Annotated in this window: 13 protein-coding genes and 1 other annotated feature; of the genes, 8 read left to right on the top strand and 5 right to left on the bottom strand. The window is 44.2% G+C overall.

All coding sequences use genetic code 11. The features are described from left to right. Positions 1-234: 234 nt before the first annotated feature. Positions 235-1,902, bottom strand: a complete 1,668-nt coding sequence (gene ettA / locus AACS90_RS15940; RefSeq protein WP_099120680.1) for an energy-dependent translational throttle protein EttA — start codon at positions 1,900-1,902, stop codon at positions 235-237. Between the two features lie 615 nt (positions 1,903-2,517). Between ettA and sltY the strand changes: the two genes are divergently transcribed. Then, on the top strand, positions 2,518-4,434 hold the full coding sequence (sltY, locus tag AACS90_RS15935; protein WP_193757141.1) for a murein transglycosylase: 1,917 nt from the start codon (positions 2,518-2,520) through the stop codon (positions 4,432-4,434). Between the two features lie 56 nt (positions 4,435-4,490). Next, positions 4,491-4,811, top strand: coding sequence for a trp operon repressor (gene trpR, locus AACS90_RS15930; RefSeq protein WP_099108791.1), 321 nt, complete (start codon positions 4,491-4,493; stop codon positions 4,809-4,811). A gap of 100 nt (positions 4,812-4,911) precedes the next feature. Here the strand turns inward: trpR and yjjX are convergent, their stop codons facing one another. Continuing rightward, positions 4,912-5,436: an inosine/xanthosine triphosphatase gene (gene yjjX, locus AACS90_RS15925; protein WP_099108792.1), complete on the bottom strand. Its 525-nt coding sequence runs from the start codon at positions 5,434-5,436 to the stop codon at positions 4,912-4,914. A gap of 55 nt (positions 5,437-5,491) precedes the next feature. Here yjjX and gpmB point away from each other — a divergent pair, with 55 nt between their 5' ends. Continuing rightward, positions 5,492-6,139: a 2,3-diphosphoglycerate-dependent phosphoglycerate mutase GpmB gene (gene gpmB / locus AACS90_RS15920; RefSeq protein WP_099108793.1), complete on the top strand. Its 648-nt coding sequence runs from the start codon at positions 5,492-5,494 to the stop codon at positions 6,137-6,139. Here gpmB and robA read toward each other — a convergent pair. Further along, complete coding sequence (gene robA, locus AACS90_RS15915) at positions 6,136-7,017, bottom strand: MDR efflux pump AcrAB transcriptional activator RobA (protein ID WP_099108794.1); 882 nt, start codon at positions 7,015-7,017, stop codon at positions 6,136-6,138. The two genes, gpmB and robA, sit on opposite strands and share 4 nt — an antisense overlap. 731 nt (positions 7,018-7,748) lie before the next feature. On the opposite strand from robA, the gene creA reads away from it, so the two are divergent. Beyond that, positions 7,749-8,225 carry a protein CreA gene (creA, locus tag AACS90_RS15910; RefSeq protein WP_099120678.1) on the top strand — a complete coding sequence of 159 codons (477 nt, stop codon included), beginning with the start codon at positions 7,749-7,751 and terminating at the stop codon, positions 8,223-8,225. A gap of 123 nt (positions 8,226-8,348) precedes the next feature. On the opposite strand, the gene arcA is transcribed toward creA, so the two are convergent. Beyond that, on the bottom strand, positions 8,349-9,065 hold the full coding sequence (arcA, locus tag AACS90_RS15905) for a two-component system response regulator ArcA (protein ID WP_099120677.1): 717 nt from the start codon (positions 9,063-9,065) through the stop codon (positions 8,349-8,351). Positions 9,066-9,770: 705 nt separating this feature from the next. After that, positions 9,771-9,886: a sequence feature (Thr leader region), on the top strand. A 36-nt stretch (positions 9,887-9,922) separates the two neighbouring features. Here arcA and thrA point away from each other — a divergent pair. The 3 genes from thrA to thrC are packed head-to-tail and all read left to right on the top strand — an operon-like array spanning position 9,923 to position 14,636. Then, positions 9,923-12,382: a bifunctional aspartate kinase/homoserine dehydrogenase I gene (gene thrA / locus AACS90_RS15900; RefSeq protein WP_099120676.1), complete on the top strand. Its 2,460-nt coding sequence runs from the start codon at positions 9,923-9,925 to the stop codon at positions 12,380-12,382. After that, the gene (gene thrB / locus AACS90_RS15895) at positions 12,364-13,329 is read left to right on the top strand and encodes a homoserine kinase (RefSeq protein ID WP_099120675.1); all 966 of its coding nucleotides are present in this window, start codon (positions 12,364-12,366) and stop codon (positions 13,327-13,329) included. Before thrA ends, thrB begins: the two co-directional genes overlap by 19 nt. 14 nt (positions 13,330-13,343) lie before the next feature. Further along, positions 13,344-14,636 (top strand): threonine synthase, encoded by a 1,293-nt coding sequence (gene thrC, locus AACS90_RS15890; RefSeq protein ID WP_099120674.1) that lies wholly within the window; start codon positions 13,344-13,346, stop codon positions 14,634-14,636. 79 nt (positions 14,637-14,715) lie between these two features. On the opposite strand, the gene yaaA is transcribed toward thrC, so the two are convergent. After that, complete coding sequence (gene yaaA / locus AACS90_RS15885; protein WP_099120673.1) at positions 14,716-15,492, bottom strand: peroxide stress protein YaaA; 777 nt, start codon at positions 15,490-15,492, stop codon at positions 14,716-14,718. A gap of 198 nt (positions 15,493-15,690) precedes the next feature. On the opposite strand from yaaA, the gene tal reads away from it, so the two are divergent. Further along, on the top strand, positions 15,691-16,644 hold the full coding sequence (gene tal / locus AACS90_RS15880; protein WP_099108802.1) for a transaldolase: 954 nt from the start codon (positions 15,691-15,693) through the stop codon (positions 16,642-16,644). The last annotated feature ends 149 nt before the right edge of the window (positions 16,645-16,793 follow it).

The following is a 16,793-nucleotide window of genomic DNA, read 5'->3' as shown; positions in this document are numbered from 1 at the left end:
TTCGAAATCCAGGGCGGCATCGACTTGACGGACTAAATGATGTTGAGGCACAAGCGCATCGAGCGAGAGTGTTTCGGGCGGGAAAGTCTGGGGAGGGGGTATTCTTAACATGGCGGCAAGCTCCGTCGGGTGAACGGAATTTGATTAAATCAAAGTGCCGGATAAAAAACCAGCACTTTGTCAGTAATCTGACGGCCTGATATCAGGCCGTTTTCTATTTCACTGAAATCAGTTTTACTTACTGATTTTTTTATACTTAATACGGTGCGGTTCCAGTGCTTCAGCACCCAGAGTACGCTTCTTATAATCTTCGTATTCGCTAAAGTTTCCTTCAAAGAAAGTCACTTTACCTTCATCCTGATAATCGATAATGTGCGTTGCAATGCGGTCAAGGAACCAGCGGTCATGGGAAATAACCATCGCACAGCCCGGGAATTCCAGCAGGGCATTTTCCAGCGCACGCAGTGTTTCGATATCCAGATCATTGGTTGGTTCATCCAGCAGCAACATGTTGCCACCAACCTGTAGAAGTTTTGCCAAATGCAGACGTCCACGCTCACCACCGGATAATTCACCCACGCGCTTGCCCTGATCCACACCCTTAAAGTTAAAGCGGCCAACATAGGCGCGGCTTGGGAGCTCAAAGTTACCAATGCGCATAATATCCTGCCCACCGGAAACTTCTTCCCATACCGTTTTCTTATCATCCATGGCATCGCGGAACTGGTCAACAGAGGCCAGTGTTACTGTTTCACCCAGCGCGATTGAACCGGAATCAGGCTGTTCCTGACCGGACAGCATACGGAACAGAGTTGATTTACCGGCACCATTCGGACCAATAATCCCGACAATTGCGCCTTTTGGCAGAGAAAAACTCAAGTCGTCGATCAGAACACGATCACCATAAGATTTGGTCAGGTTGCTGACTTCCAGTACTTTGTCTCCCAGACGTGGGCCTGGTGGAATAAACAACTCACTGGTTTCATTGCGCTTTTGATACTCAACATTGTTAAGTTCTTCAAAACGGGCCAAACGTGCCTTACCTTTAGCCTGACGCCCTTTTGGATTCTGGCGAACCCATTCCAGTTCTTTCTCAATGGATTTACGGCGAGCCGCTTCTGAAGCAGCTTCCTGCGCCAGACGAGCATCTTTTTGCTCCAGCCATGAAGAGTAGTTACCTTCCCACGGAATACCTTCACCACGGTCAAGTTCCAAAATCCAGCCAGCCACATTATCGAGGAAGTAACGGTCATGGGTAATTGCAACGACAGTGCCTTCATAATCGTGCAGGAAGCGTTCCAGCCACGCCACAGATTCTGCATCAAGGTGGTTGGTTGGTTCATCCAGCAGCAGCATGTCTGGTTTTTCCAGCAGCAGGCGACAAATTGCAACACGGCGACGTTCCCCCCCTGACAGGTGCTCAATTTTAGCATCCCATGCAGGTAAACGCAGAGCATCCGCCGCTCTCTCAAGCTGATTATCCAGATTATGACCATCATGAGACTGGATAATCGCTTCCAGCTCACCCTGTTCTTTTGCCAGCTTGTCAAAATCTGCATCAGGATCAGCATATGCCGCATACACTTCATCAAGACGTGTCAGCGCATGCTTAACTTCGCCAACGGCTTCTTCTACCGCTTCGCGAACCGTGTGCTCAAGATTAAGTTTAGGCTCCTGTGGCAAATAGCCGATTTTAATCCCAGGCTGTGGGCGAGCTTCTCCCTCAATATCTTTATCAATGCCCGCCATAATACGCAGTAAGGTCGATTTACCGGCACCATTCAGACCAAGAACGCCGATTTTTGCTCCGGGGAAAAAACTAAGAGAGATATTTTTCAGAATATGCCTTTTCGGGGGAACAATTTTTCCAACCCGGTGCATACTATAAACATATTGAGCCAAAGTAATGTACCTTTTTGATAATTAAGGAAATATATAATATTCATTGACGTTTAAGGGGCTAGGATGGCGTATTCTACCCTAAATTAATGCCGTCGTGTTGCTACCTGTTTAGCATTCTTTTCACACGATCAAACGGAGGTAAGGTAATGATCTTTATCTTCCGGGCTACCTCTTCGTTGGTTTCGTGCCGGCTTTCCTCACTCATACCAGCCTGCGTTTTTATCAATAGATGTTTATCTATTCTTCCAGAGATTAATAAGAAGTTCCTGCCCTCAGCGGAAATCAGCTCTTTGACTGAGTAAATTCGTTTCCGAGGAATTTACCATTCCCTTGCCGCTGCGATGTCTCTTGAAATTCACTGGGAATTAAGAATGCTGAAATACAGCTTTTCTATTTTATCATCTGATTGAAATAATTAACGTATTTTATGAATCAAATAAATTAATAACCAATTATGGCAATAATATTTAAGTCATATCTTTTTTCTTACCTAAACTTGCAATCAAACCACTAATTTTTACATTCATTAGTATGATAAAACACTTCAATATTATTATAATTAAAACAATTAATGTATTGTTCGTTGCCGTCAATTTTCTGGAGGAGTATGTGACTATAAATAAGTGGCAGCATTTTATCATGGCTGTCAGTCTGGCTTCTGTTGTTGGTATAGCACAGGCTGATTCTCTGGAAGCCCAGCGTGAGCGGTATCAGGCAATAAAACTCGCATGGGATGCGAAAAACATGCAAGAAGTTGAACGGTTGATGCCCACACTGAAGGATTATCCCCTGTATCCTTACCTTGAGTATCGGCAATTAGTTCATAACCTAAAAATGACATCTCCTCAGCAGGTACGCCATTTTATTGACACTCACCCAACCCTGCCACCGGCTAATTCTCTGTCATCCCGATATATCAATTTACTGGCGAGTAACGGAAACTGGCATAGCCTTCTGGCATTCAGCCCCCATAAACCAAATACCGTAGCAGCAAGCTGCAATTACTATTTTGCGAATTGGGTAACCGGAAAGCACAAGACGGCGTGGGAAGGAGCCAGAGAAATTTGGTTACGAGGGAGTTCGTTACCCGATGATTGTGATAGTTTACTGGACGTCTGGGAGCGTTCCGGCTATTTATCCGTAAATTTAATATTGCAACGTATCGAACTCGCCGTAAACGAGAATAACACGACACTTGCCAATTATCTTATTAATCGCCTGCCCTTCGACTACCATAGCTTAAAGGCTCATTTACAAAAACTGCAAAGTGATCCCACATCTGTTGAACATTTTGCCAGAACGGTAAAGCCAACGAACTTTACCCGCTTCTTTGCCACTAATGCATTTTCCCATTTTGCCCGTAAAAATACAGAAAAAGCCCGGCTCAGTATTCCTTCCATCGCCCGGGCACAAAAAATGAATGAAACAGAAAGGCAGAAATTAAAAGATATCGTGGCCTGGCAATTAATGGGAGAAATTACACCGGAACAGGAAAAATGGCGGGATAACGCAATTCGTGAATCACATTCCAGCACATTAATCGAACGTCGTGCCCGTCTGGCACTCAGGAATGCTGATGAAAAAGGGTTAGCTAAATGGTTAAATCTTTTACCTAAAAATATCCTGCAAAAAGATGAATGGCAATACTGGAGCGCCATCACCTTGTTGAATACAGGAAAGAAAAAAGAAGGAGACTTAATACTACGTAAGCTGATGGAACAGCGTGGTTTCTACCCTATGGTAGCAGCACAGAAATTACATCTGCCCTATCCTCTGGTTATCAATAAATCAGAAAGGCCCGACGCCTCTATTGCGAAATTGCCACAGATTAAGCGGGTACGTGAATTAATGTATTGGCATATGGATGATCTGGCTCGTTCAGAATGGATAAATCTCGTTTCAGCACAAAACAGCACAAAGAAAGAGCAACTGGCCCGCTATGCTTTTGAACAGAACTGGCCTACCCTCAGTGTGCAGGCTACCATTGTGGGCAAAATGTGGGATCATCTTGAAGAGCGTTTTCCTCTGGCATGGCAAAATGAATTTGCTCATTTCACCTCAGATAAAAGTATTTCACAAAGTTATGCCATGGCTATTGCACGACAGGAAAGTGCGTGGGATCCACAGGCTCGCTCACCAAAAGGGGCAAGCGGATTGATGCAACTTATGCCAGCAACAGCGGAACATACCGCAAAGAGTAAAAAAATTGATGGCTACGCCAGCAGTAACCAATTGATGAACCCGACCATGAATATCAAAATTGGCACTGCATATCTGGAATCGGTGTACCAGAATTTCGGCAATAACCGCATACTCGCCAGTGCTGCTTATAATGCAGGCCCCAGAAATGTTGAACGCTGGCTGGCCAATAGTGCGGGAAACATCAATGCCATCGCATTCATCGAAAGTATTCCATTTGCTGAAACACGTGCCTACGTCAAAAATGTTCTGGCTTATGACATGTTTTACCATAATTTTATGGGAAATTTAGTTAATGTCTTAACCGACTCAGAATGGCAAAGACGTTACTAATTTCAGATACAATTATGGTATTATTTTGTACTAGTTAAATAGTATGGCTAAAAATTATGACACAAAATCATTTGATTGACCCTGCACTTTCCCCAGAAGAGGGTGATGACTGGTTTGCTTTTGTAGAATTATTACAAACAGCATTCGAACAAAATTTGCAACATCAGATTTTGCAGTTATTATTGACACCCGATGAGCGTACAGCACTATCAACCAGGGTTCGGATTATTCAAGAATTAATGCGAGGGCAAATGAGCCAGCGCGAGCTGAAAAACGAACTTAGTGTTGGGATTGCAACAATCACGCGTGGTTCAAATAGCCTGAAATCAGCGCCAGCTCACGTCAAAGAATGGCTGGAAACACAATTATTGAAGTAAATCTATTGTGGTAATAATCGGTTAGAAAAGAGCATTTTTATATTATTAGATACAGAGGCCATAACATCATGGCCTTCTGTGACTGGATCATTAAAGTTGGTTATTCAATATCTTTGTAAATTTCATGATGAATAGGAACGAGAGCCAGTATCAATGCCTGATGATAAACACTAGTGCGAGTCAGGATACCATTGGTAAAAAAGCCAATTGCCCCACCTTTCTGTTTGATATTATCAACACCGGTCAAATAAGCCATTTCGTGACCAAGCTCACGCCCTTCACGAATGCCTTCCAGTACCTTTTCAGGCAGCATCAGGCTGGCAGAGCGCGATTCACCCCGAATTTGTTTATATTCAATAACCATCCAGGCAAATGTCATGTCATCTTCGATTCCGGCTTCAACACCGACCCAAAAATCGGCTTCCGGCCGAACCTGACGAGCAGCCATAACCCGATGGCGGGCACCGGTACGAGTTTCAGTATTACCAATTGGCTGTTGAGGAACACTGCTATCTACATCGACATCTTCTATACGATATGTTCCTGCTCCAAAAACATCATCAAATGCAAGGCTAATCGCTTTTATTTTCGCAGGGTTAGTGGTTGCAGCAATAACATGGTACATAATAAATAAGTAATCCTTTGAACTATTTCATGATGCAGTATAACGGAAAATAAATATGTTACAGGTATATCTTGTTCGTCATGGCGAAACAGAATGGAACTTGGCTCGTCGTATTCAGGGACAATCTGACAGCCCATTAACTGAAACCGGACGACGTCAGGCACTCTTGGTAGCACAAAAAGTAAAATCAGAGAACATCACACATGTTATCACTAGTGACCTCGGTCGCACACGCCAAACCGCAGAAATTATCGCACAAGCTTGCGGTTGTGAAGTGATATTAGAGCCTCGTTTACGGGAAATAAACATGGGTGTTCTTGAAAACCGTGATCTGAACTCCCTGACCCAAGAAGAAGAAACATGGCGTAAAAGTCTCGTTGATGGCACACCAAACGGGCGGATACCAGAAGGCGAATCCATGAGTGAGTTATCCGAACGGATGCGTGCCGCACTGGAAAGTTGCCGTGACCTGCCAGCCGGAAGCCGCCCTTTACTGGTAAGCCACGGGATGGCATTAGTCAGTCTGGTCTGTTCAATTTTAGGATTACCGGCCAATTCCGAGCGGCGCTTACGGCTGAGAAACTGTTCTATCTCAAGAGTCGATTATCAGGATAGCCCATGGCTGGCCCCTGGCTGGATCGTTGAAACAGCGGGCGATATCACACATCTGGATATGCCCGCGCTAGATGAGCTGCAAGGTTAGCGCTGAATCGGGATGAGATATTCAAATTCCACAACGTGGCTTTGAGACTCATCCTGCAATTTTTTCCTTTCAAGATTAGTGAGATAGTATCGCTCAACATCATACCCTTTTCTGCGGGTAATATTTAATTGAGGTAAACAGACAGTGTAGATATTGGAGAGAAACTCATCGAGCTGATCTTCTTTACCAAAATAACTGAATGAAATGTACTCCCCACCCGGTAAAACAACCGGCTGGCTATCCTTGGTGTCAAAGGTCGCATACTCCGGCTCTATTGCCGTGGTATAGAAAACTGTCTGCTCATCTTCATGCTCCGCGCTGACGGTGGAGTGATGCAAGCCATACAATTTAGGCGGCAAGACTTCCGCGTGTTGCAAATAGGCAATCCAGTAATTGTGGCGCATTTCCGTACAGGCTTTTGACCATTGCTCCAGAGTGTAAGAACAGCTGTGCTCAATACCCGTCAGCAACTGATCTTCCAGAATCACAAACTTATGTTCAGGTAACGGTTTGTTATCCAACATAATAGGAGCACAAAGACCGCTAGCACACCACTCTTCACTTCGGCGGTAAGAGGCTGGCGTCCGATTAAACTGTTTTTTGAATGCTCTGGTAAAGGTTTGTTGAGAATCAAAACGATATTGCAGAGCAATGTCCAGAATGGGACGACTAGTCAAACGCAGCGCAACAGCAGCTTTAGACAGCCGTCTGGCGCGGATATAAGAACCAATCGCTTGTCCTGTAACATCCTTAAACATGCGCTGTAAGTGCCACTTGGAATAACCTGCTTTTGCTGCAACATGATCGAGGGATAGAGGACGATCCAGATTATTATCCAGCCAATGCAGCAGATCTCGAATGATGTTGGTTTGATCCATACATCTCCCTAATTCATCAAGACAAAAAGAAAACCATACAACTGTAAGATAACTGACTGTTATAAAAAAATTTAAGGATGAAAATGCTATATAGATTAATTAATAATGAGTACCTATCATTTCCAAACACTAAGATGATTTTAACTGCCTGATTTTTCACTTCATCAGGCATACCGTCGTTTTCACAACACAGTCCTTTTCCCTGTCATGACAGCAATACCTATTGTGGCTATCCAAACAAACGTTACTTTATTGCTACTCCTAAGAAGTGGCATTTTCTCTTGCGTGATAAAACAAAGCACCATGACATAATCACAACGGATAAAAATCAGACACTAAATTAAACAAGAAAAATCTTGGAATAAACTAATGGTAAATCTGATCATTTGCAAGCTTAGCTTTAGGATCCTTTACAACAAATGAAAAGATCAATAATTAGATAATCGTCTCCTACCTGTTTATATTAGTAGATGAAAACCATCTGACCTTCGATTCCAGCGGCTTTCGATAAAGAAAGAATTTTCACGCAGTATTTAGAAAATTATGGAAATCATGAAGGCCAGCTTAAAGCCCTTTTGTTTACTCATTTTGCATGTATATTTAGCTATAATGCCATGTTTTTCTTTATAGATACATAAACTAATCAAATGACGTTACAAAAATCATTAATTCGCATTATATGCTAATACTGGATATTTTCACTGCATTTATTTAATTCAAGTGGACTAAATATGGTAACAATTAAGAAAATAGTGATTGCTGTTGTCCTGCTGTGTTCTCCAACGATCCTGCACGCCGAAGAGATAGGCTCTGTCGATACTGTGTTCAAATTTTTTGGCCCGGATAACAAAATAGTCATTGAAGCTTTTGATGATCCTGATGTTAAAAATGTGACCTGCTATTTAAGCAGAGCGAAGACAGGAGGTATCAAAGGAGGCTTGGGATTAGCGGAAGATACTTCTGATGCCGCAATCTCCTGTCAACAAGTTGGCCCGATCGAAGTAGCAGAAAAGATCCTTAAATCGCCGAAAAAAGGGCAGGTTGTTTTCCAGAAAAGAACATCGCTGGTATTTAAAAAGCTTCAGGTTGTTCGCTTCTTCGACCCAAAACGTAATTCTCTGATCTACCTAACTTATTCCGATAAAGTTATTGATGGCTCACCAAAAAATGCCATCAGTGCTGTACCGATTATGCCGTGGAAAGAGTAAGGTAATATAAGCAATAAAATTAAAAGCCCTGATGCCATTAGGTATTCAGGGCTTTTAAAAAGATAAGGTATTTTTACAAATACGATATTTTTTAGAATAAATCAGTGGCAGGTGTAGTATCGATTAGTCTTCTAAATCACCACAAAAACGATAACCTTCACCATGAATGGTAGCGATGATTTCCGGAGTATCCGGTGTAGATTCAAAATGTTTACGGATCCGGCGGATAGTCACATCGACAGTACGATCATGTGGCTTCAGCTCACGCCCGGTCATTTTTTTCAACAGTTCTGCACGAGTCTGAATTTTCCCCGGATTCTCGCAGAAATGGAGCATCGCACGGAATTCACTGCGTGGCAGTTTATAATGATCTCCCATCGGGCTGACCAGAGAACGGCTGTTGATATCCAGCTCCCAGCCATTGAACCTGTAGCTTTCAACCTGACGACGTTCTTCACCTACATGGCTCAGATTCATCGTACGGGAAAGCAGATTACGTGCCCGAATGGTTAACTCCCGTGGGTTGAAAGGCTTAGTGATGTAATCATCAGCACCAATTTCAAGCCCAAGTATCTTATCCACCTCATTATCACGCCCAGTTAAAAACATCAGGGCAACATTCGCCTGTTCACGTAATTCACGGGCAAGAAGTAACCCGTTTTTGCCTGGCAGATTGATATCCATAATCACTAAGTTGATATCGTTATCTGACAAAATATTGTGCATTTCTGAGCCATCAGTGGCTTCATAAACAACATACCCTTCAGCTTCAAAAATGCTTTTCAGGGTATTGCGTGTGACAATTTCGTCTTCAACAATCAAAATGTGCGGGGTTTGCATAGTTGCTACCTAAAATCGCTAAAAAAATAGAACCTATATGACATAAGCCGTTATTATTAATAGAAAATATTCTGTTCTCGTTCTGAATCACAGAAAACGCGGCTCATGTCTAAAAAATAAATGTTGTTGATATGTTTTACGCTAAAAGCACCTGTTACTTTTCCCTGAGGGTACATACCTAAAAAACCCAATCAGAACAGGAGCTATATTAGTCTATTAACAGCAATATAACAGCTAGTAATGCATTTGCCCTCTAAAAAAACCAACTTTTGTTGATACATATCAAAATCAATTGTAGCACGTTAACATTATTTGTAATTGTTAATTTTAAATTAACAATACTGTTATATTTTTGGTGATTTTATGTTAATTAAAAGTGTCGTTATCTCCAACCTCTAAAGAGATCACACAACACTCAAATGTTAAAATCAGCGTGTTTTATCATAAAGACGAAATAATTACAAAATATGTTTTTTATAAAATTAAATGCTAGTAAAAATATTTGAAGCCGGATAATGACCAAATCAGTTAAAGATACTTTGAACGATTACAACACATAAAATGGCGTTTTTCTCCGCTGTAATTGTAAAAATTATTTGACTTCGACCACAGTTTCCTTTAACCAATAGGGGTCGAACAGAATAAAAAGACAGACAGGAAACCATGCGAGACATCAGCCCGAAAAATACAATTACCTCAAAAGTAATCACTGCAAACACAATCACCACGATTACCACCGGAACTACAGGTTACGGTGCGGGCTGACGCATAAAATAAAATAGTAAAAAGCCCGTATCCAACAAGATACGGGCTTTTTTTTGACCCTTTTTTAACAGTAAGTCAGGAGAGAAATACCAATGCGTGTACTTAAATTTGGAGGCACTTCAGTCGCAAACTACCAACGCGTACTGAGTGTGGCAGATATCGCTGAAAGTGAGCTACCCCTTGGGCAGGTTGCTCTAGTCCTTTCTGCCCCCGCAAAAATCACGAACCATTTAGTGGCAATGGTCGCTAAAACGGTTGCAGGGCAGGATATTGTTTCCAACATCAGCGATACTATCCAAATATTTACTGATTTACTGTCGGGGTTAAAAGAGCATCAGCCAAATTTCGATTATGAAAACCTGAAAACGCTCATGGAGCGTGAGTTTGCGCACCTGAAACAAACACTGCATGGTATTTCTCTGTTAAAACAGTGCCCGGATAGCATTAATGCCTCCCTGATTTGCTGTGGCGAAAAATTATCCATTGCTATTATGGCTGCCGTACTACAAGCCCGCGGACATAAAGTTTCTGTGATCGATCCGGTTAAAAACCTGCTTGCTCATGGGCATTACCTCGAATCCACAGTTGATATTCACGAATCCTCCAAACGTATTGCAGCCCTGAATATACCTTCTGACCATATTATTCTGATGGCCGGTTTTACGGCAGGTAATGATAATGGTGAGCTCGTCGTTCTCGGACGTAATGGTTCTGATTACTCAGCCGCCGTACTGGCCGCCTGTTTACGCGCCGATTGCTGTGAAATCTGGACTGACGTAGATGGCGTTTATACCTGTGACCCACGATCTGTTGCCGATGCCCGTCTGTTGAAAAGCCTGTCATATCAGGAAGCAATGGAACTTTCCTATTTCGGTGCAAAGGTGCTTCATCCCCGGACTATTGCCCCTATCGCCCAGTTCCAGATCCCCTGCCTGATTAAAAACACTGTCAATCCTGATGCGCCGGGTACCTTTATCGGGAACGGGCAAAAAGATGACAGCATGCTTATTAAAGGGATCACTAACCTGAATCATATGGCGATGATTAACGTTTCAGGTCCCGGCATGAAAGGCATGGTAGGTATGGCAGCAAGAGTCTTTGCTGTGATGTCCCGTTCAGGCATTTCCGTTGTCCTGATCACTCAGTCCTCATCAGAATACAGCATCAGTTTCTGTGTACCGCAAAAAGAGCTGAACAGAGCACAGAGAGCGCTGACCGAAGAGTTTTATCTGGAGTTAAAAGATGGTGCGCTTGATCCTATTGATGTTATCGATAATCTCGCCATTATTTCTGTCGTGGGTGACGGAATGCGTACACAGCGTGGCATCTCTGCCCGTTTCTTCTCAGCACTGACCCGCGCCAATATCAATATCATTGCTCTCGCGCAAGGCTCATCAGAGCGTTCCATCTCCGCAGTGATTGACAATGATAACGCAACAACCGCAGTGCGGCTCTGTCATCAAATGCTGTTCAATACCGCTCAGGTGGTTGAAGTCTTTGTTGTCGGCGTAGGCGGTGTCGGAAGTGCATTAATCGAACAAATCCGCCGCCAGCAGTCATGGCTGAAGCAAAAACACATTGATCTGCGCGTATGCGGAATTGCCAACTCACGGGCGATGTTAACCGATATGCAGGGCATCAGTCTGGATAACTGGCAGCAGGCTTTGTCAGAAGCCAGCGAACCTTTCAGCCTGAGCCGTTTAATCCGGCTCGAAAAAGAGTACCATCTCCTGAATCCGGTTATCGTTGATTGTACATCTAATCAGTCTATCGCTGAGCAGTATTCCAGCTTCCTGAGTGATGGCTTCAACGTTGTTACGCCAAATAAAAAAGCCAATACGCTTTCCATGGCCTACTATCGTGAGATCCGTCGTGCGGCAGAAAACTCAAAACGTAAATTCCTGTATGACACCAACGTAGGCGCAGGCTTACCGGTTATCGAAAATCTACAGAATTTGCTGAATGCCGGTGATGAACTGGTTCAGTTCAACGGGATCCTGTCAGGTTCTCTGTCTTATATCTTCGGTATGCTGGATGAAGGGATGACACTTTCGCAAGCAACCCTGCTGGCAAAAGAAAAAGGCTTCACTGAACCTGATCCTCGTGACGATCTCTCTGGCATGGATGTTGCGCGTAAGCTCTTAATTCTGGCCCGTGAATCCGGTTATGAACTGGAATTAGAGGATATTCACGTCGAGCCGGTTTTACCTGCCTCATTTGATTCCAATGGTGATGTCACTGACTTCCTGCAACGTCTGCCACAGTTGGATCAGGAATTTATCCGCCGGGTTGCAGATGCCGCAGAGCAAGGAAAAGTGCTGCGCTATGTCGGTATTATTGAACAGGGCCGCTGTATGGTTAAAATCGCTGCTGTTGATGGTAATGATCCGCTGTATAAAGTTAAAAATGGTGAAAACGCACTGGCTTTCTATACCCGTTATTATCAACCTATCCCGCTGGTACTACGCGGTTACGGCGCCGGAAATGATGTCACGGCAGCGGGTGTTTTTGCTGATATATTACGCACTTTGTCATGGAAATTGGGAGTTTAATGATGGTCAGGGTTTATGCACCTGCCTCTATCGGAAACGTTGGGGTTGGGTTTGATGTGCTCGGTGCAGCGGTTTCTCCGGTTGATGGCTCACTGCTTGGCGATTGTGTTTCAGTCAAAGCCGCAGAGAAGTTTACGTTAAGTAATGAAGGGAAATTTGTCAGCAAACTGCCCGGAAATCCCAAACACAATATTGTTTACCAATGTTGGCAACTCTTTTGCCAGCGTTTAGGTAAAGAACTGCCCGTCGCCATGACGCTGGAAAAAAATATGCCGATAGGCTCCGGGCTGGGTTCCAGTGCCTGTTCGGTCGTTGCTGCACTGGTCGCCTTAAATGAATATGCCGGCCATCCTTTTGGTCGCGACCAGTTACTGGAGATGATGGGAGAACTGGAAGGCCGAATTTCCGGCGGCGTACACTATGACAATGTCGCTCCCTGTTATCTTGGCGGCCTGCAACTTATTATGGCACAGGAAGTCATGCCGCAGGGAGATGCGGTTTGCCAATCCATTCCCGCTTTTGAGGACTGGTTGTGGGTGATGGCCTACCCCGGCATCAAAGTTTCTACATCAGAAGCCCGCGCCATTTTGCCTGCCCACTATTCGCGCAGTGATATCATTAATCATGGCCGTTATTTTGCCGGATTTATTCATGCCTGCCATACCCGGCAATCCCGTTTAGCCGCCAACTTAATGAAAGATATTGTCGGCGAACCTTATCGCACACAGCTTTTACCCGGTTTTGCTAACGCTCGTGAAGGAGTAAAAAAACGGGGTGCGCTGGCATGCAGTATTTCCGGCTCTGGCCCGACACTGTTTGCAATTTGCAATGAAATGGCAATAGCTGAAGAAGTCGCTCAATGGCTGCAACAACATTACGTACAAAATGACGAAGGTTTTGTTCATATTTGCCGTCTGGATCTCGCAGGCGCACGACAGATAGGGTAACAGGTAGGATAATAATGAAATTATATAATTTAAAAGACAATCACGAGCAGGTCAGCTTTTCACAGGCTGTTAAACAAGGATTAGGAAAACAGCAGGGATTATTTTTCCCACAGGATTTACCTGAATTCAGTCGTGCCGAAATTGATGAATTATTAAAACTGGATTTTGTCAGCCGTAGCCAGCGGATACTTTCAGCTTTTATTGGTGACGAAATCCCGGCTGACCAACTGGCTGAACGTGTTAAGAATGCGTTTGCTTTCCCTGCCCCTGTATCGACTGTCGAAGATGACATCGCTTCACTTGAGCTTTATCACGGCCCGACACTGGCTTTTAAAGACTTTGGCGGACGTTTTATGGCCCAGATCCTGACTCAGATCGCAGGTGAGCAACCGGTCACTATTCTGACCGCAACTTCCGGTGATACCGGGGCAGCGGTTGCTCATGCCTTTTATGGTCTGAGTAACGTGCAGGTTGTGATCCTCTATCCAGAAGGAAAAATCAGCCCGCTACAGGAAAAACTGTTCTGCACATTGGGTGGCAACATCCATACTGTCGCGATTCAAAGTGACTTTGACGCCTGTCAGGCATTGGTTAAACAGTCATTTGATGATGAAAAACTGAAACAGGCACTGCATCTCAATTCTGCAAACTCGATTAATATCAGCCGTCTTTTGGCGCAGATTTGCTATTACTTTGAAGCCGTGGCACAAATTCCGGCAGGAAAACGTGACCAACTGGTAATTTCAGTTCCAAGTGGCAATTTCGGCAACCTGACCGCGGGCCTGCTGGCAAAATCAATGGGATTACCGGTGAAGCGTTTTATCGCAGCGACTAACGTTAACGACACCGTTCCCCGCTATCTGGCAGAAGGAAAATGGCTTCCGAATCAAACCGTTGCCACCCTTTCCAACGCAATGGATGTCAGCCAGCCTAATAACTGGCCACGCATTGAAGAACTGTTCAACCGTAAAAACTGGGCACTCAGCGAACTGGGCAATGGCGTTGTCGATGACAAAACCACGCAGGACACCATGCGAGAGCTTGCAGCAAAAGGCTATATTTCTGAGCCACATGCTGCGGTTGCTTATCGCGTTCTGCGTGATCAGTTACAGGATGGTGAATATGGTTTATTCCTGGGAACTGCACATCCGGCAAAATTCAAGGAAAGTGTCGAAGAGACACTCGGTCAGACATTACCATTGCCACAAGAATTAGCAGAACGTGCAGATATGGAGTTGTTATCCCACCTCCTGCCTGCTGATTTTGCTACATTACGCGAATTTCTGATGGCAAAAGCCTCGAAATAACCTAGCATTTGTCACTCCACTCATTATTGTGGAGTGACACTATTTATTAATGCTTACTGGCTATCAATGCTACGGGTTATCAATGCTGCTCAGGGCGTTTAAACACCAGTTCATTTTCTTTAGATAAGGATTCATCAAACGCATATCCTTCCAGATTAAACTCCACCAGCCGTGCAGGATCAGTTAATTGGTTCTGAATGATAAACCGGCTCATCAGGCCGCGGGCTTTTTTCGCATAGAAGCTGATAACTTTGTATTTGCCATTCTTTTCATCCAGAAATACCGGCTTAATAATCCGGGCTGCCAGCTTTTTCGTATTGACGGATTTGAAATACTCGTCAGATGCCAGATTGACCAGAACATCATCCCCCTGTTGTTCCAGTGCTGCATTCAGGTTTTCCGTGATGCGATCTCCCCAGAATTTATACAAATCCTTACCACGGGGATTTTCCAGTTTGATTCCCATTTCCAGACGGTAAGGCTGCATCAGGTCAAGCGGACGCAAAACCCCATATAATCCGGATAACATTCTTAAATGAGTCTGGGCAAAATCAAAATCAGCGTCTGAGAACGTTTCTGCCTGCATCCCGGTATAAACATCACCTTTAAAAGCCAAGATCGCCTGACGGGCATTTTCCGGTGTAAAATCCGGCTGCCATTCACCAAAACGTGCGGCATTCAGCCCCGCCAGTTTGTCACTGATCCCCATCAAACTGCTGATTTGTGCCGGCGTTAACGTACAGCAGACATCAATTAACTGTTTTGACTCCTCCAGTAATGCAGGTTGGCTATACTTTTTTGTAGCAAGCGGACTTTCATAATCAAGTGTTTTGGCCGGTGAAATAGTAATAAGCATGATTTTGTTCCGAATTTTTGAATGGTTATTCTCAATAATCGAGGCTTTTCCTCTCCAATTTAGCAAAAATAACCGGAAAAAGGGGAATAACAACGATAGGATTTTCCTAGCTTACGAGCCGAGCCTGACCATGTTATTATCACAGGATGGCGAGGCAACAATGCCAAAGATTTTACGTATAACGATGAGATATTAAACATGACCGATAAACTGACTTCCCTGCGTAAACTGACAACAGTTGTAGCAGATACCGGGGATATCGCGGCAATGAAACTGTATCAGCCGCAAGATGCAACAACTAACCCTTCTCTGATTTTGAACGCTGCCCAGATCCCAGAATATCGCCAACTGATTGATGACGCCATTGAATGGGCACGTGCTCAGAGCGATTCCCGTGAACAACAGATCATTGATGCCGGCGATAAATTGGCGGTTAACATCGGTCTGGAAATTCTGAAACTGATCCCCGGCCGTATTTCCACTGAAGTTGATGCCCGCCTCTCTTATGACACCGAAGCCAGTGTCGCAAAAGCAAAACGCCTGATCAAACTGTACAACGAAGCGGGTATCAGCAATGACCGTATTCTGATCAAACTGGCTTCCACATGGCAGGGTATCCGCGCTGCGGAGCAACTGGAAAAAGAAGGTATCAACTGTAACCTGACTCTGCTGTTCTCTTTTGCTCAGGCTCGTGCTTGTGCAGAAGCTGGTGTTTTCCTGATTTCTCCATTCGTTGGCCGTATTCTGGACTGGTACAAAGCAAACAGTGATAAGAAAGAATTCGCACCAAACGAAGATCCGGGTGTGATTTCTGTTTCTGAAATTTACCAGTACTACAAAGAACACGGCTATAACACCGTTGTTATGGGTGCAAGTTTCCGTAACTCCGGTGAAATTCTGGAACTGGCTGGCTGTGACCGTCTGACTATCTCTCCAGCATTGCTGAAAGAGCTGTCTGAAACAGCGGGCGAAGTTGAGCACAAACTCAGCTATGAAGGTGAAATCAAGCCACGTCCTGCGGCAATGACTGAAGCTGAATTCTATTGGGAACATCATCAGGATGCGATGGCAACCGAAAAACTAGCGGAAGGTATCCGTAAGTTTGCTATCGATCAGGGTAAACTTGAGAGCATGATCGCTGACTTGCTATAGTCCTGCGCGGCACGCTATACCCATTGGATTTCGAGTTGCATCGCGGCGGCAAGGGAGAGAATCCCCGGGAACATAGAGAACTATGTGACTGGGGTGAACGAGCGTAGCCAACAAAGAGGTAGCTTGAAAGACGAAGGGTATATTTTTTC

Origin of the sequence: Xenorhabdus sp. KK7.4 (assembly GCF_963876465.1) — a bacterium.
Taxonomy (GTDB): Bacteria; Pseudomonadota; Gammaproteobacteria; order Enterobacterales; family Enterobacteriaceae; genus Xenorhabdus; species Xenorhabdus stockiae.
Note: the sequence above shows the minus strand (reverse complement) of the source record. Positions and strands in the feature narration are given on the sequence as shown.

Coding starts and splice junctions, on each gene's coding strand:
- yaaA (WP_099120673.1), bottom strand. CDS start 15,492: ATGCTTATTACTATTTCACCGGCCAAAACACTTGATTATGAAAGTCCG.
- arcA (WP_099120677.1), bottom strand. CDS start 9,065: ATGCAAACCCCGCACATTTTGATTGTTGAAGACGAAATTGTCACACGC.
- thrB (WP_099120675.1), top strand. CDS start 12,364: ATGGAAATTGGGAGTTTAATGATGGTCAGGGTTTATGCACCTGCCTCT.
- thrA (WP_099120676.1), top strand. CDS start 9,923: ATGCGTGTACTTAAATTTGGAGGCACTTCAGTCGCAAACTACCAACGC.
- creA (WP_099120678.1), top strand. CDS start 7,749: ATGGTAACAATTAAGAAAATAGTGATTGCTGTTGTCCTGCTGTGTTCT.
- thrC (WP_099120674.1), top strand. CDS start 13,344: ATGAAATTATATAATTTAAAAGACAATCACGAGCAGGTCAGCTTTTCA.
- yjjX (WP_099108792.1), bottom strand. CDS start 5,436: ATGTACCATGTTATTGCTGCAACCACTAACCCTGCGAAAATAAAAGCG.
- trpR (WP_099108791.1), top strand. CDS start 4,491: ATGACACAAAATCATTTGATTGACCCTGCACTTTCCCCAGAAGAGGGT.
- tal (WP_099108802.1), top strand. CDS start 15,691: ATGACCGATAAACTGACTTCCCTGCGTAAACTGACAACAGTTGTAGCA.
- gpmB (WP_099108793.1), top strand. CDS start 5,492: ATGTTACAGGTATATCTTGTTCGTCATGGCGAAACAGAATGGAACTTG.
- robA (WP_099108794.1), bottom strand. CDS start 7,017: ATGGATCAAACCAACATCATTCGAGATCTGCTGCATTGGCTGGATAAT.